11 protein-coding genes are annotated in these 14833 nt (G+C 71.9%); 5 read left to right on the forward strand and 6 right to left on the reverse strand.

Translation table 11 applies throughout. From position 1 onward, the window contains the following. Positions 1-4 precede the first annotated feature (4 nt). Positions 5-823, reverse strand: coding sequence for a sulfurtransferase (locus tag ACVW00_RS11880; protein ID WP_457111104.1), 819 nt, complete (start codon positions 821-823; stop codon positions 5-7). Between the two features lie 16 nt (positions 824-839). On the opposite strand from ACVW00_RS11880, the gene ACVW00_RS11885 reads away from it, so the two are divergent. Further along, positions 840-1493, forward strand: coding sequence for a thymidine kinase (locus tag ACVW00_RS11885; protein WP_457111105.1), 654 nt, complete (start codon positions 840-842; stop codon positions 1491-1493). 1 nt (position 1494) lies between these two features. Here the strand turns inward: ACVW00_RS11885 and ACVW00_RS11890 are convergent, their stop codons facing one another. The 5 genes from ACVW00_RS11890 to ACVW00_RS11910 all read right to left on the reverse strand — a co-directional run bounded on the left by ACVW00_RS11890 (position 1495) and on the right by ACVW00_RS11910 (position 8592). After that, on the reverse strand, positions 1495-3390 hold the full coding sequence (locus ACVW00_RS11890) for a hypothetical protein (protein WP_457111106.1): 1896 nt from the start codon (positions 3388-3390) through the stop codon (positions 1495-1497). A gap of 79 nt (positions 3391-3469) precedes the next feature. Beyond that, positions 3470-4600, reverse strand: coding sequence for an alkaline phosphatase family protein (locus ACVW00_RS11895; RefSeq protein ID WP_457111107.1), 1131 nt, complete (start codon positions 4598-4600; stop codon positions 3470-3472). Next, positions 4597-5184: a DUF5998 family protein gene (locus ACVW00_RS11900; protein ID WP_457111108.1), complete on the reverse strand. Its 588-nt coding sequence runs from the start codon at positions 5182-5184 to the stop codon at positions 4597-4599. Before ACVW00_RS11900 ends, ACVW00_RS11895 begins: the two co-directional genes overlap by 4 nt. A 27-nt stretch (positions 5185-5211) precedes the next feature. Further along, positions 5212-7923, reverse strand: a complete 2712-nt coding sequence (locus ACVW00_RS11905) for a bifunctional acetate--CoA ligase family protein/GNAT family N-acetyltransferase (RefSeq protein WP_457111109.1) — start codon at positions 7921-7923, stop codon at positions 5212-5214. A 60-nt stretch (positions 7924-7983) separates the two neighbouring features. Continuing rightward, positions 7984-8592, reverse strand: a complete 609-nt coding sequence (locus ACVW00_RS11910) for a dihydrofolate reductase family protein (protein ID WP_457111110.1) — start codon at positions 8590-8592, stop codon at positions 7984-7986. Positions 8593-8742: 150 nt separating this feature from the next. Here ACVW00_RS11910 and ACVW00_RS11915 point away from each other — a divergent pair, with 150 nt between their 5' ends. Genes ACVW00_RS11915 through ACVW00_RS11930 form a run of 4 tightly spaced genes read left to right on the forward strand, consistent with a single transcriptional unit; the run spans position 8743 to position 14744 of the window. Beyond that, entirely contained in the window at positions 8743-11226 is a 2484-nt protein-coding gene (locus ACVW00_RS11915) for a DNA gyrase/topoisomerase IV subunit A (RefSeq protein ID WP_457111111.1), read from the forward strand. Further along, positions 11216-11935: an LppX_LprAFG lipoprotein gene (locus ACVW00_RS11920; RefSeq protein ID WP_457111112.1), complete on the forward strand. Its 720-nt coding sequence runs from the start codon at positions 11216-11218 to the stop codon at positions 11933-11935. Before ACVW00_RS11915 ends, ACVW00_RS11920 begins: the two co-directional genes overlap by 11 nt. Beyond that, positions 11932-13848 (forward strand): MFS transporter, encoded by a 1917-nt coding sequence (locus tag ACVW00_RS11925; protein WP_457111113.1) that lies wholly within the window; start codon positions 11932-11934, stop codon positions 13846-13848. The genes ACVW00_RS11920 and ACVW00_RS11925 overlap by 4 nt, the downstream gene beginning before the upstream one ends. Beyond that, entirely contained in the window at positions 13848-14744 is an 897-nt protein-coding gene (locus ACVW00_RS11930; protein ID WP_457111114.1) for a sucrase ferredoxin, read from the forward strand. Before ACVW00_RS11925 ends, ACVW00_RS11930 begins: the two co-directional genes overlap by 1 nt. Positions 14745-14833 lie beyond the last annotated feature (89 nt).

A 14833-nucleotide genomic window follows, 5' to 3' on the forward strand; every position in this document is an offset into this window, starting at 1 on the left:
GACGTCAGCTCTTCTCGACCGGTCGGCTGGGGTCAGCCACCCACTCGCTCCACGAGCCCGGGTAGAGCGCCGCGTCGATCCCTGCCACCGCGAGCGCGAGGACGTCGTGCGCGGCCGTGACGCCCGAGCCGCAGTACGTCGCGACCTCGCCGCCCTCGTCGGCGAGCACGGCGCCGTAGACCGTGCGCAGCTCCTCGGCGCTCCGGAACGTGCCGTCCTCGCGGAGGTTGGCTCCCGTCGGGACGTTGACCGCGCCCGGGATGTGCCCGGCCACCGGGTCGACCGGCTCCACCTCGCCGCGGAACCGCTCAGGGGCGCGCGCATCGACCAGCGTGTGCTTCGCGGCGAAGCCGAGCACGTCGTCGATCTCGAGCACCGGCAGGTGGCCCGGGTCCGCAGTGAACGAACCGGGAGCCGCGGCGACCGTGGTTGTCTCGACGCCACCGCCGGCGCGCTGCCAGGCCGACCAGCCACCGTCGAGGACGCGCACGTCGCGATGCCCGTGGAAGCGCAGCAGCCACCACGCCCGCGCCGCCGCCCGGCCGCCCCAGTCGTCGTAGACCACGACCGGTCGATCGTTGCTGACGCCGGCCGCGCGCATCGCCGCCTCGAAGACGGACAGGTCCGGGAGCGGGTGCCGACCACGCGGACCGGGCGCGGCGGCGAGGGCTGAGTCGAGGTCGACGTACGCCGCTCGGGGGAGGTGGCCCGCTGCGAACTCGCCGGGACCGCCCGGCCCACCCATCTGGTAGCGCACGTCGAGGATCGTCACGCCGCCGGCGAGATCGAGCAGCTCGGCGGCGGAGACGAGGGGATCGGTCATGGCATGATCCTCCCCGATGGCCGAACTCCAATTCTTCACCGGCACGATGGACTCCGGGAAGAGCACGCTGGCGCTGCAGACGAACCACAACCACGCCGCCCGTGGCCGCGTCGGCCGGATCTTCACCACCCACGACCGCGCCGGCGAGGCGATCCTCTCCTCACGGCTCGGCCTCGAGCACGAGGCCCTCGAGGTGGCCGACGGCTTCGACTTCTGGCGGTACGTCGTCGACGCGCTCACCCACGGGGCGCGGATCGACTACCTGATCTGCGACGAGGCGCAGTTCTACCAGCCGCAGCAGGTCGACCAGCTCGCCCGGATCGTCGACGAGCTGCAGATCGACGTGTTCGCGTTCGGGATCCTCAGCGACTTCCGCACCGAGCTCTTCCCCGGCTCCCGTCGGCTGGTCGAGCTCGCCGACCGCACCCAGGTCCTCCAGGTGGAGGCCCTGTGCTGGTGCGGCAAGCGGGCCACCCACAACGCCCGGACCGAGAACGGAGAGATGGTCACCGAGGGCGAGGTGATCGTCGTCGGTGACGTCGACGACGCGGACCACGAGCCGGCGGAGATCGCCTACGAGGTCCTCTGCCGCCAGCACCACCGCCGCCGGATGACCGCTGCGCGGGCGCGTGCCGTCTCGATGGTCAGCGAGCCGCTCCCGTTCCAGTGAGTCAGGACTGACTGATCCCGAGTCCGTCGATCACCACCTTCTTGCCCGACGTGGTCACGACCTTCACCTTCAACGCGCGCGCCGACGGATAGGCCTTGATCGCGAACACCACGCGGTTGGCCGCGGCGCCCTTCAGGCTGACCCGGCGTACCAGGACGCCGTTCACGAGCACCTTGACCGCTCCGCAGGCGCCGCAGCGCGACGCCACCAGCGCGAGCTGCTTGCCGGTCGCGGAGTAGGTCAGCACCCGACCCTGTGCCGTGGACTTCAGGGCCGTGCCCGCGTAGAAGCCGGACCCGTTGAGCTTGCGCCACCTCTTCTTGCCCGACAGCGACCGGTCGTCCAGCGGGGCCGCCGTGCACTGCGTCGCGGACCAGGCGCCGGTGTTGGCGGACGGATCGGTGGCCCGGACGGCGAAGCAGGCGGTCGTGCCCCGTGCGAGCTGCTGCGACGTCGAGGAGCCGCTCGTGGTGAGGACGTCCGACCACGCACCGCCCGGTGAGCCGGTACGCCGCACCGTCGAGGTGACGGTCGTCGACCAGGTGTCGAGTGCCGTCCAGTGCAGGGGCGCGATCGCCGCGAGCGACCAGGTCGGCAGGCCGTCGAGCGTCGCGGACGGTCCGGACGCGTCGAAGGGTGCTGCCCAGATCGTCGCGGGGGCGAGGATGCTGTACCACGCGACCAGGCCGTCACCGGCAGGGTTCATGGCGGCGTCCCAGACGTCGAAGGCGTGGTCGTGCTGACGTACGGTCCCTCCCCACACACCGCCTTCTCGGACGATCGTGCTCACGTAGGGTCCCGGGGCGGTTGCCGTCTCCTTCATCGCGAGGAGGACGCGACCGTGCTCGTCCCACGCGGTGCTGAGCTGGTCCACGTCGGCGCCGGTCCACACGGGGGTGCTGGTCGGCCAGATCGAGGAGTCGTCCCGGTCGTAGACGACGACGTCGCGGGAGCCGACGCTTCCCTCGAGGACCGCCACGTACGGCCGGCCCCGACCGAAGAAGCCCGGCACCGCTTCGGAACCGTGGCTGTTCGAGATCGCACCCTCGGGCGGGTCGACGCGGTCCCAGTAGTCCTCCCACACCGCACCCGTCGCGTCCCTGATCGCCAGGGCGACGTGGCCCTGGGAGTCGCCTGCGATGCGCACGGGGCCGTACCGATCGAGGCTCGTCGGCGGCGTGACCGGGTTCGCACTCGGATCCTGCACGGCGCCGAGCGTGGTGCTGCCCGGCGGGAGCTCTCGCAGCATCGACCACCACTCGGCCGTCGACCCGTTCTGCTGCAGGTACTCGACGACGACGCCACCAAGGGGATCGACGACGACCTCAGGTGCGGAACCGGCCGTGTTGGGCGTGCCGGCCTGGCTCGACACGGTGACGATGCTCGACCACGAGCCCCCGCGACGTACCCGCAACAAGACCTTCGAGGTGAAGCCCTCCTGCCAGGCCACGGCGACGTCGCCGTTGTCGTTCCCCGCGACGACGGCGTGGAACGGAGTCTGGACACCCTCGCTGAGCGGCACGACCGGCGACCAGACGCCGGACGACGACATCGACCGTGCGAAGACGGTGTTCAACCGACGCCACGCAACGGTGAGGCTGCCGTCCTGGGCAACAGTGGCGTCCATGTCGTAGGGCGACGTGGCGTCGGCTGGGCTCACCTCGATCCCCTGGGCCCACGCTGTGCCCGGTCGGCGCACCGACACCCTGACGGCATAGTCGGCGGTCATGAACACCACGGCCACGACGCCGCCCGACCCGATGGCGGCATGCATCTCGGTCGACAGCGAGCCGGTCGACACCGGCTGGCTCGCGACGAAGCTCGGTGTGGCGGCCACCGGTGTCCACAGCGCAGCCAATCCGAGTGTGACCACCAGCAAGCACGCCACGCGCCTCATGAGCCCTCCTGACCCTGGATGCTCCAGAGTCGTCGCGGGAGAGCCGTGGGCGACATGACCCGGACGGGCCATTGACCGCTCAGCAGACCAGGATCGGGATCTCCATCTCGACGGCCGTGAGCGAGCCGTGCAGGCCGACCAGCATGTTCTCGTAGGGGAAGTCCGCGGTGCTGACGACGGCATGGTCACCGCGCGCCGCGACCACCACATCACCCAGCCGCGGCCGGACCTGGGGTACGACGGGTCCGAACCAGCCCCGCGCGATCGCCTCGTCGCGGCTCAGCACGTCGGCGTGCTGGCCCAGGCGCTCCCGCCAGGTCGCCATCACGTCCTCGACGGCACCGCTCGTGCAGTAGAGGTGCCGGAACCTCGCCTCGCCGCCGAAGAGCCGCACCCCGTCGCGCAGCTCGAGGTGCTTGTCGACGTCCGTGCGGTTGTCCGCCGGACTGTCGACCATGCCGTGGTCGGCGATCACCACCAGCCGTACGCCCGGATCGAGCGCCTCGCGCAGCTGCTCGGCACTCGCGTCGATCGCGGCGAGCTGGGCCCGCCACTGCGGCGAGTCGACGCCGTACCGGTGACCGGTCCAGTCGAGGTCGCCGTCGTAGACGTAGGTGACGCTCGGGTCCTCTGCAGAGGCCGCCACCACGCCGGCGATGCGCTCGCCCACCTTGTCGCCGCCGACGAAGTCCGAGCCGCGGAACCCGCAGAGAGTCAGGCCCGTGTCGACGAACTCGCGCTTGCTCACGACGGTCGCCTGCACCCCGGCTGCGCGCAGCTGTGCGAAGCCGCTGTCGTTCGGCTGCCACTCCAGGGGGTCGACCTGCTTGTCCCACATCAGTGCGTTCAGCAACCGGTCGGTGCCCGGGATGCGGGAGGTGTAGCCGACCAGGCCGTGCTGGCCGGGGGTCAGGGCCGTGCCGAGCGAGGTGATGCTCGTCGCCGTCGTGGACGGGACGCCGGCGAGCCCCGGCTCGCGGAGCAGGGCGTGGAGGAACGGAGCCTGCTCGGGGTGAGCGGCGAGCAGCCGGTGTCCGAGCCCGTCGACGAGGAAGATCACGTAGCGCCGCGCCGGTGGCAGCTCCAGCGAGGTCGCATGGAAGCCGACGTCGACGCCGAGAGCCGTGGCGACCGCGGGCAGCACGTCACCCAGCGTGCGGCCCCCGTACGCCGGCTCGACGAACGTCTCGTCCGGCCCCTGCGCGCTCACCCCTGCGTGCTCGCCGACAGGGTCTCGGCGAAGGCGAGCAGCCGATCGACGGCGGCCTGCCCGTCCGCGGCGGAGCTCAGTCGCAAGGAGAAGTCGTCGGACGCCAGCACGCCGGTGTAGCCGTGGTCGGCCTCGCACTGCGGGTCCGAGCAGTCCGCCGGCTCGAGGTCGATCCGGTTGATGCCGCCCCAGCCGATCGTCACCACGGCCTCCGCCGGCGCCGGGACGGGCGTCGTGGTCACCTCGGCGGGGTTGGCGACCATCCGGTTCACGACCACCGAGCGCACCTGGTCGAGCTTGATCGCCTCGGTCGAGGTCGACGTGTAGGGCATCGGCAGGAGGTCGTCAGGGGCGTGCTCATCGGTGTGGCACAGGATCAGGCGCGTCGGCGTGAGCACGACCACGGTGATGTGCCGCCGGACCTCGTCGCGGTCGATCGTCGGCTCGTGGTGGACCAGGAACGAGACGACCCGCTCGCCGGCCACCGATGCCTGGACGCCTTCGCGGACGACGGCCGGGTAGTAGCCGGTCTGCTCGATCGCGGCACCGAGCTCTGCCGACTGATCCTCGGACGTCACACGCATGATCGCCAGTCTGTCACGCACCCGCGGTCAGTCGTGGAGCGTGTCCCCCGGGTGCACGTTGAGCCGACGGGTGAACCAGTCGGACCGCGGGTCGACCACCGGCGCGACCTTGATCTCCGCATCGAGCACCTTCACCCCGTCGGCCGTCGCGTGGACCAGGCTCAGGTCGATCGCGCAGACCTGCTGCAGGTCGTGCTTGAGGTGCGCCACCCGCCGGAACAGGTCCTCGATGGCGGCGGCGTCGACCCCGTCGCTGCCCCGGTGGCCGAAGAGCAACGGCGCGGCCTTGATCGAGCGCACCGCCTCATAGGCGTCGAGCCCGGTGATCGGCGGGATCAGGTAGGCCTTGTCGCCGACGAGCTCGGTGATCGCCCCGGAGATCGAGAAGGACACCGCGGGGCCGAACAGCGGGTCCTCGAGCCCGTCGATGCGCACCGGTACGCCGGGCGGCGCGGTCCGCTGCACGACGTACGCGGCGTCCTCGACCGAGGTGACGATGCTCGAGAGCTGGTGGTAGGCGTGCCGCATCTCGTCGGCGTCCTCGATGTTGCGCCAGACGTGGGCCAGGTCAGGGCGTTGCCGCAGTGGCTCCGCGGTCGCCTTGAGCACGACGTCCCAGCCGAGCTGCTCGGCGGCGGCGACGGCCTCCTCGGCACTGGAGACGGCGATCCGGTCCCACAGGTTGACGCCGTAGTGGCCGAGCAGTCGCTGGCACTCCTCGAAGGTCAGGTCGCGCCCGTCGGGAGCGCCGATCAGGATCTCCACGAGCATCCTCGCCGCGGCGTCGTGGTCGAGCCCGGTCAGCACCTCCTCGTCGTCGGGCTGGCGGTCGAGCCACGCGGCGTAGTCGACCACCCGGGCGAGGGCACGGACGGCCTGCTCGACCGCCGGGTACGACGGCACCGAGCCCCGTCCCGCCGTGCTGCCGGAGAGGTCGGGCACCCGAAGCAGCTCGGGCACGCCCTCGCGGCCGAGGAAGCTGGAGACCATCGGCTTGTCGGCCTGCTCGGCGACGGCGGCGAGCGCGTTCGCGACCTCGGCCCCGCCGGCGTTGAGCGGCGGGATGTAGATCGCGACGACGCCGTCGACCTCGGGGTCGTCGATCACCGCGTCGAGTGCGTCCTCGAAGTCCTCGGCGGTGGCCTCGGCACCGAGCGCGACGGAGCGGGTCACGGACAGCCCGCTCGCCGCGGCGGCGTCGGCGGCCAGCAGGCCGAGCGCGTCGGAGTTGCCGACGACCGCGACCCGTGAGCCCGCCGGCAATGGCTGGTGGGCCAGCAGCTGGGCCACGTCGAACATCTCGTCGAGCGTGTCGACCTGGATCACTCCGGCCTGCCGGAACATCGCGTCGACGGCTGCCTGCGGCGCCTCGATCGAGCGGACCGCGTGCCCCATCGGCACCCCCTGGGTGGTCCGGCCCGAACGCACTGCGATCACCGGCTTGCTGCGCGAGACGCGCCGGGCGATCCGTGAGAACTTGCGTGGGTTGCCGATCGACTCGAGGTAGAGCAGGACGACCTCGGTGGTCTCGTCCTCCTCCCAGTACTGGAGGAGGTCGTTGCCCGAGACGTCGGCCCGGTTGCCGGCACTCACGAAGGTCGACAGGCCCAGGCCACGGCCGCGCACCTTCTCGAGGATCGCCGACCCGAGCGCGCCGGACTGGCAGAAGAACCCGGCGCGCCCACGCGGGGGCATCACCGGCGAGAGCGAGGCGTTGAGCGAGATGTCGACGGCCGTGTTGATCACGCCCAGCGCGTTCGGGCCGATCAGCCGCAGCCCATAGGAGCGGGCCAGCCCGACCAGCCGGCGCTGTCGCTGCCGGCCCTCCTCACCGGTCTCGGCGAAGCCCGAGGAGATCACGATCAGGCCGTGCACGCCCTTCGCCGCGCAGTCGAGCACGACGTCCTGCACGGCCTCGGCGGGCACCGCCACGATCGCGACGTCGACGTCGCCGGGGATGTCACCGACGCGTGCGTACGACGGCATGCCGGCCACCGCGTCTGCGGCGGGGTTCACGACGTAGACGCGGCCGGCGTAGTCGCCGAGCACGAGGTTGCGCACCAGTGCGGCGCCGATCGTGTCCGAGCGACGGGACGCTCCGATCACCGCGACGCTCCGGGCACTGAGGAATGCGTCGATCGAGGCTGCCTCGGCCCGGTGCTCGCGGGCCGACATCACGCCCACGGAGGTGTCGGTCGGGTCGATGTCGAGCTCGAGGTGCATGGTGCCCTCGTCCCAGCCGTCCTTGACCTGGTAGCCGGCCTCGTGGAACACCTGCAGCATCCGCTGGTTGTCGGGCAGCACCTCCGCGACGAAGTGGTGGATGTCGCGCTCGCGAGCGGCCTGGGCGAGGTGTTCGAGCAGCAGCTGCCCGATCCCGCGGCCCTGGTGGGCGTCCTGGACGAGGAACGCGACCTCGGCCTCGCCGGGCGACGTCTGCTCGTAGCGGCCCACGGCGATGATCCGCTCCGCGACGGTCAGCACGAACGCCACTCGCTCGTGGTGGTCGACGTGGGTGAACCGGCGGACGTCCTTGTCCGAGAGGTACGGCATCGGGGCGAAGAAGCGGAAGTACTTCGACTGGGCCGAGACCTCGGCGTAGAACGCGACCAGGCCCTCGGCGTCGTCGGGCGTGATCGGCCGCAGGTGTGCGGTGCGCCCGTCGCGGAGCACGACGTCGGCCTCCCAGTGCGCGGGATAGCCCCGTTCCACACTCGACGTCGATTCGGCTGCGGTCACCCGTGAAATGTACCGGTCCCGGGTGACGTCGGATGACCTGAGCGTGGCGGTCCGGTGCGCTCAGCGGCGTACCCGGTAACGCAGGTGGAGCACCCTGTCGCCCTCGACCACCGCCGGGTCCTCGAGGAGGCCCTCCGGGAGGTCGGCGGCGCCGAAGTAGCGCTTGCCGCGTCCCAACAGGACCGGTGCGATGTCGATCGCGACCTCGTCGACGAGCCCGGCCGCCACCGCCTGCCCGCCGACGTCGCCCGCACAGACGGCGACCACGCCGTCGCCGGCCAGCTCGCGTGCCTGGGCGACCGCGTCGGCGACACCGGTCGTCACGAAGGTGAACGGAGCCTCCTCGGCGCTCAGGGTCTCGCTCGGGACCCAGTCCGTCGGCGCCTCGTGGGTGACCACGAAGACGCGCTCGCCCACGGACGGGACGCCGTTCCAGCCGTTCGTGGTGTCGAACAGGTGGCGGCCCATCACCAGGGCCCGGCACGAGTCCCACCACGGCTGGCTGTACTCGGCGGACGCCCGCGAGACGTGGAAGGTCCAGCGTCCGCCCCCGCCGACGAGGTCGGTGTCGCCGTTCTCGTACCAGTCGAAGAGCGGACCGACGCTGTCGTCCGGTCGAGCGATGAAGCCGTCGAGCGAGGCAACTGCGTGCGTGACGACCGTGGCCATGGGAACCTCCTGGATCTTTGTCAACCACCTGGTTGCGTACCACCTTGCCCGGGCCTCCGCCACTTGTCAACCGCCCGGTTGAGCACGGGCGGCGGAGAAAGCGGCGTGCCCCGCACCGGGAACGTCCGTCCCGGTTGCGAGAATGCGCCCATGGCCCGCCGTACCGCTCCTGTCCCCGACGACTTCGAAGAGCGCATCCTCGACATCGACGTGGGCGACGAGATGCGCGCGAGCTACCTCGAGTACGCCTACTCCGTCATCTACTCCCGGGCGCTGCCGGACGCGCGCGACGGCCTCAAGCCGGTGCAGCGCCGGATCCTCTACGCGATGTACGACATGGGGCTGCGACCCGACCGCGGCCACGTGAAGTCGTCGCGGGTCGTGGGCGAGGTCATGGGCCGGTTCCACCCGCACGGCGACACCGCGATCTACGACGCGCTGGTCCGCCAGGCGCAGGCCTGGTCGTTGCGGGTGCCGACCGTCGACGGCCATGGGAACTTCGGGTCTCCCGACGATCCCCCGGCGGCGATGCGCTACACCGAGTGCCGGATGGCGCCGGCCGCGCTTGCGATGACGGCCGACCTCGACAAGGACACCGTCGACTTCCGCGCCAACTACGACGGCCGGGAGATCGAGCCCGCCGTGCTGCCGGCGGCGATCCCCCACCTGGTCGTCAACGGGGCATCCGGCATCGCCGTCGGCATGGCCACCAACATGGCGCCGCACAACCTCGTCGAGGTCGTGCAGGCGCTCCGGCACCTCGTCAAGCACCCCGGCGCCGACCTCGATGCACTGATGAGGTTCGTCCCCGGGCCGGACCTGCCGACCGGCGGGAAGATCATCGGGCTGGACGGCATCCGCGACGCCTACGAGAGCGGCCGCGGGTCGTTCAAGATGCGCGCCACGGCCAGGATCGAGTCCGTCACCCCCCGGCGCAAGGGCATCGTGGTGACCGAGCTGCCGTACGGCGTCGGCACCGAGCGGGTCATCGAGGCGATCAAGAAGCTCGTGCAGGCCAAGAAGCTGCAGGGCATCGCGGACGTCAAGGACCTCACGGACCGGGCGAAGGGGCTGCAGCTGGTCATCGAGGTGAAGAACGGCTTCCATCCCGAGGCGATCCTCGAGCAGCTCTACCGGAGCACCCCGATGGAGGACTCCTTCGGCATCAACGCGGTCGCACTGGTCGACGGACAGCCGCGCACGCTCGGCCTCAAGGAGATGCTCGAGATCTTCCTGCGCCACCGCTTCGACGTCGTACGCCGTCGCTCCACGCATCTCCGCGGCAAGGCGGCCGACCGGCTGCATCTCGTCGAGGGCCTGCTGCTGGCGATCCTCGACATCGACGAGGTCATCCAGCTCATCCGGGCCAGCGACAACGCCGAGCAGGCCCGCGAGCGGCTGATGGGGGTCTTCGACCTCACCGAGATCCAGGCCAACTACATCCTGGACATGCCGCTGCGCCGGTTGACGAAGTTCTCCAAGCTCGAGCTCGACAAGGAGCGCGAGGAGCTGCTCGCGACGATCGCCGAGCTCGACGAGATCCTCGCCGACGAGGACCGGCTCCGCTCGGTCGTCTCCGACGAGCTCGCCGACGTCGCCAGGACCTACGGCACGCCGCGTCGCACGGTGCTGCTCGAGTCGTCGGGCGTGGCGACCACCACCACCGCGACTCCGCTGGAGGTCGCCGACGACCCGTGCTTCGTGTACCTCTCCTCCAGCGGACTCCTCGCGCGCACCTCGGACGTGGAGGTGCCGGGTGAGGGCGGCGGACGGGTGCGCCACGACGTGATCGTGTCCGCCGTGCGCTCCACGGCGCGAGGCGAGATCGGCGCGGTGACCTCGGCGGGACGGGTCCGCAAGCTCGGGGTGCTCGACCTGCCCGCGCTGCCGTCGACCGCGACTCATCCGAACCTCCAGGGCGGTGCGCCGGTCGGCGAGCTGCTGCTGCTGGAGCCCGGGGAGAGAGTCCTGGCCCTGACCACCTTCCCGGGCTCCCCCGGCGGGGGCGACTCCCCGGGCCTCGCCCTCGGCACCGCGCAGGGCGTGGTCAAGCGGGTCCACCCGGAGTACCTCTCGAACCGCGACGAGTGGGACGTCATCGCGCTCAAGGACGGCGACTCGGTCGTCGGAGCGGTGGAGCTCGGCACCGGCGACGAGGAGCTCTGCTTCATCACCGACGACGCCCAGCTGCTGCACTTCGGTGCTGGAGGGGTGCGTCCGCAGGGCCGGTCCGGCGGCGGCATCGCCGGGGTCAAGCTGGCGCCAGGCGCGTCGGCGGCCTGGTTCGGCGCGCTCGTACCCGACGACGCCGTCGTGGTGACAATCTCGGGTGCCGGCTCGGCCCTGCCCGGCACCGAGCCGGGCTCGGTCAAGGTGACACCGTTCTCCGAGTATCCCGGCAAGGGCCGCGCCACCGGCGGTGTGCGATGCCACCGCTTCCTCAAGGGCGAGGACACCTTGGTGTTCGCGTGGGCCGGACCCGCGCCGGCGTTCGCGGCCGCCGCGAGCGGCACACCCGTCGACCTGCCCGAGCCGATCGGCCGGCGCGACGGCTCGGGGACCCCGGGGAGCCAGCCCGTCGTCGCCTGCTCGGGTCCGGTCGGCCGCATGGCAGGCTTGGCCCATGACCGCTGACCGACGCCGGGCGTCCAGAGCCGGCGCCGGGATCGCCGTCGCCGTTGCGCTGCTCTCGGCGCTGGCCGGCTGCGGTGGCGGGAGCAAGGCCGACGCACCCAAGGGCGCCGACGCGACGAAGGTGCTCGCCGTGGCGAAGAAGCACTTCGACGACGCTGCCAGCGTCCACCTCGTCCTGGCGACCACGTCCAGGCCGACCAGCGGCGACGCCGTGCTCGGCGCCGACGGCACCTTGACCCACCAGCCCGCCTTCGACGGCAAGGTCAAGGTGGTGCTGAGCGGGTTCACCGCCGACGTGCCGATCGTCGCGGTGGACGGCAAGGTCTACGCCAAGCTGCCGCTCACCCCGAAGTACGCCACCATCGACCCCGCCGAGTACGGCGCACCCGACCCCGCCGAGTTCGCCGACACGTCCAAGGGCATCTCGGGCCTCCTGCTGAAGATCGCGGACGTCAAGGAGGCCGGCACCGCGCGCGAGGGCAAGCAGGTCGTGACCCGCTACTCCGGCACCCTCAGCGGCTCGTACGTCGCGCCGATCATCCCCAGTGCGGACGACTCGGGCACCTACAAGACGGTCATGGGCCTCGACCAGGACGACCGGCTGGTGACGCTCGAGATCACCGGTGAGTTCTTCTCCGGCGGTGGCGACGAGACTTACACGATCTCCTTCGACGACTACGACAAGAGCGTGAAGATCAGCGCGCCGTGACCCGGTCCGCACCGGTCGGCGGCGCGCGGGCGCTGCTCGCCCTCGCCGCCATCGCGGTCGCGTTCGCCGCGGCCGACACCTACGTGGTCGTGCTGTCGCTGCCGGACATGATGGCCTCGGCGGGCCTGAGCGGCGAGGAGCTGCAGCGCGCGGCACCGATCATCAGCGGCTTCCTGCTCGGATACGTCGCGATGCTGCCGCTGATCGGCCGGATCGCCGACCTGCGCGGGCGGTTGCCCGTGCTGGTGGTCTCGCTGCTCGTCTTCGCGCTCGGCTCGCTGGTCACCGCGGCGGCGTACGACCTGCCCAGCCTGGTGGTCGGCCGGTTCCTCCAGGGCGTCGGGGGCGGCGGACTCGTGCCCGTCACGCTGGCGCTGGTCGCGGACATCTACCCCGCCGAGCGCCGCGGCGTGCCACTCGGGATCGTCGGAGCCGTCCAGGAGCTGGGCAGCGTCCTCGGCCCGCTCTACGGGGCCGTCGTGCTCGCCTTCGGCGACTGGCGGGACATCTTCTGGATCAACCTCGCCGTCGGCCTCGTCCTCGCGGCGGCCATTGCCGCCCTGGGCTCCTCGAGGGGTGGTCGAGCAGACGTCGCCGACGGTGGTCGAGCCGACGGTGGTCGAGCGGACCTCGGAGACGGTGGTCGAGCAGACCTCGGAGACGGTGGTCGAGCAGCGAGCGAAGCGAGCGATCAGTCGAGACCCGATCAGTCGAGACCCGATCAGTCGAGACCTCCCGCGCCCGCGCGCAGACCGGACGTCGTCGGCCTCGCCCTCCTCGCCCTCGGGCTCACGGCCCTCCTCCTGGTGATGCGCCAGCCGCACGCACTGGTGACCTCGGTGCGCTGGGGCCGACCGTTCGTGCCGTTCGGCGGTGCAACCTCGATCTGGTGGTCGCCGATCGGGCTGCTCGCCATCGGCCTGGGCCTGGCCCTCGCCGGCTGGCTCGTCCTCGCGCCGCGACCGTTCTTCGACGTCCGGGACTGGTGGGCCACCGTACGTCGCGCCGACCTCGCGGGCGCGGTGCTCCTGGCGATCGCGCTCGGCGGCGTCATCGTCGCGTTCGCGACCGCCGACCCGGAGGTCCAGGTGTTCTCCGCCGCCGGACCGTGGGCCCTCGCCGTCTCGGTCGTCGCGGGAGTGCTCTTCGTGATCCGCCAGCGGCGCGCAGCAGCGCCCCTTGTCCCGCGCGGGTCGTTCGCGCGGCGTCCGGCATGGGCCTCCCTGGTGGTCAGCTTCTTCGTCGGCTCGGCGCTGATCGCCGCCCTCGTGGACGTGCCGATCTTCGCCCGGGTCAGCATCTACGGCGACTCGCAGATCAAGGCGGCGCTCGTCCTCGTCGAGCTTCTCGTGGCCCTGCCGGTGGGCGCGCTCGCCGGCGGCTACCTGACCAGGAGCGTCCCGTCCGGCGCCGTCGCCGCGATCGGCATGGGCTGTGCGGCTGCCGGCTTCTGGACCATGAGCGGCTGGGACGCCGACCAGCTGCACCACCACCTGTCGTCCGGCGCCGTGCTCGCGCTGACCGGCCTCGGCTTCGGCCTCGCACTGGCGCCCGTGAACGCCGCGCTGTTGGCCAGCACGGACGCCGCAGCGCACGGCGTGACCAGCGCCCTGCTGGTCGTGAGTCGCATGGTCGGCATGCTGGTGGGCATCTCCGCACTCACCACGATCGGCCTTCGGCGCTACTACGCCGTCTCGGCCGACTTCCCCTCCCCCAGCGCCGTGTGCCACGGGCACACGCGGTGCGACGCCTACGACGACCTCCTGCGGGGCGCGGGCGTCGAGCAGCTGCACGCGATCTTCGCCGGAGCCGCCGGGTGCGCGCTGGTCGCGGGCGTCGTGGCTGCCGTGCTCTTCCGCGGGGCTGCTACGCGCGGCAGCTCGGCCGCGCTGGTCCTCACGGCGGGTGCCTGATGGAGCTGCCCTGCAGTGCCTCCTCGGTGGCTGCCGGCGAGACACTCGCCGGCAGCGCGCCCACGGCGGCCGGCTGGCTCTGCCTCGAGCAGAACGGTCCGTGGGGGCCGAAGGCCTGGACGTCGTCCCACCTCGACCCGGAGCTGGGCGCTGCGATCGAGGCCGTCGCCGCGGCGAACGACATCCGGCCGACCCTGATCCGGCGGCCAGGACGCCATGCCGATGCTCGCGTCGCCACCGCCAGACAGGTCTTCGTCGCGCACTCACGCCCCGGCGCGACCTGGCTGCTCGAGGCTCGGGTCGACTCCCCCGCAGAGGTGCTCGCGCTCGACTTCGCGGCGGTCGCAGCCGGCGACCGGGAGGCGGTCATCGCCTCCCTGCCGAGCCTGGTGCCGGCCGCCCCGCAGCTCCTCGTGTGCACCAACGGCACCCGCGACACCTGCTGCGCCCGCCTCGGACGGCCGATCGCGGTGGCGGCGTCCGCGCGCTTCCCGGGGCGCGTGTGGGAGGCCACCCACACCTCCGGGCACCGCTTCGCCCCGACCACGGCGCTGCTGCCCTCGGGCTCGCTCCACGGCCGGGTGCTCGACGCAGCGCCGTTGCTGGCTGCGGAGACCGCGGGTGACCTCGAGATCCGCGGCTACCGGGGACGTTCGGTGTGGTCCGGCACCGCACAGGTCGCCGAGGACCACGTGCGCCGCGAGCTCGCCATCACCGGCCTCGACGATCTCGACGTCTCCGGCGCCGACCCCGACTGGCTGGTGTCGCACCGCGACGGACGGCGCTGGCAGGTCAGCGTCACGGCGTACGAAGACGGCGAGCGGCCGGAGTCCTGCGGGAAGGCGAGCAAGCCGGTGACCAGGTACGCCGTGAGCCTGCTACCCCTGCCGAACTGACCGCCTGCGCCGGTCCACCGGTCGGGCTGGTCAGCCCGACGCGGCTGTGCTCGAGGTCACGGCGCGCGGTCCGGGCGCTGCACTACCCT

The organism is Marmoricola sp. URHA0025 HA25, from assembly GCF_054059435.1.

Coding starts and splice junctions, on each gene's coding strand:
- ACVW00_RS11880 (WP_457111104.1), bottom strand. CDS start 823: ATGACCGATCCCCTCGTCTCCGCCGCCGAGCTGCTCGATCTCGCCGGC.
- ACVW00_RS11885 (WP_457111105.1), top strand. CDS start 840: ATGGCCGAACTCCAATTCTTCACCGGCACGATGGACTCCGGGAAGAGC.
- ACVW00_RS11890 (WP_457111106.1), bottom strand. CDS start 3,390: ATGAGGCGCGTGGCGTGCTTGCTGGTGGTCACACTCGGATTGGCTGCG.
- ACVW00_RS11900 (WP_457111108.1), bottom strand. CDS start 5,184: ATGCGTGTGACGTCCGAGGATCAGTCGGCAGAGCTCGGTGCCGCGATC.
- ACVW00_RS11910 (WP_457111110.1), bottom strand. CDS start 8,592: ATGGCCACGGTCGTCACGCACGCAGTTGCCTCGCTCGACGGCTTCATC.
- ACVW00_RS11915 (WP_457111111.1), top strand. CDS start 8,743: ATGGCCCGCCGTACCGCTCCTGTCCCCGACGACTTCGAAGAGCGCATC.
- ACVW00_RS11920 (WP_457111112.1), top strand. CDS start 11,216: ATGACCGCTGACCGACGCCGGGCGTCCAGAGCCGGCGCCGGGATCGCC.
- ACVW00_RS11930 (WP_457111114.1), top strand. CDS start 13,848: ATGGAGCTGCCCTGCAGTGCCTCCTCGGTGGCTGCCGGCGAGACACTC.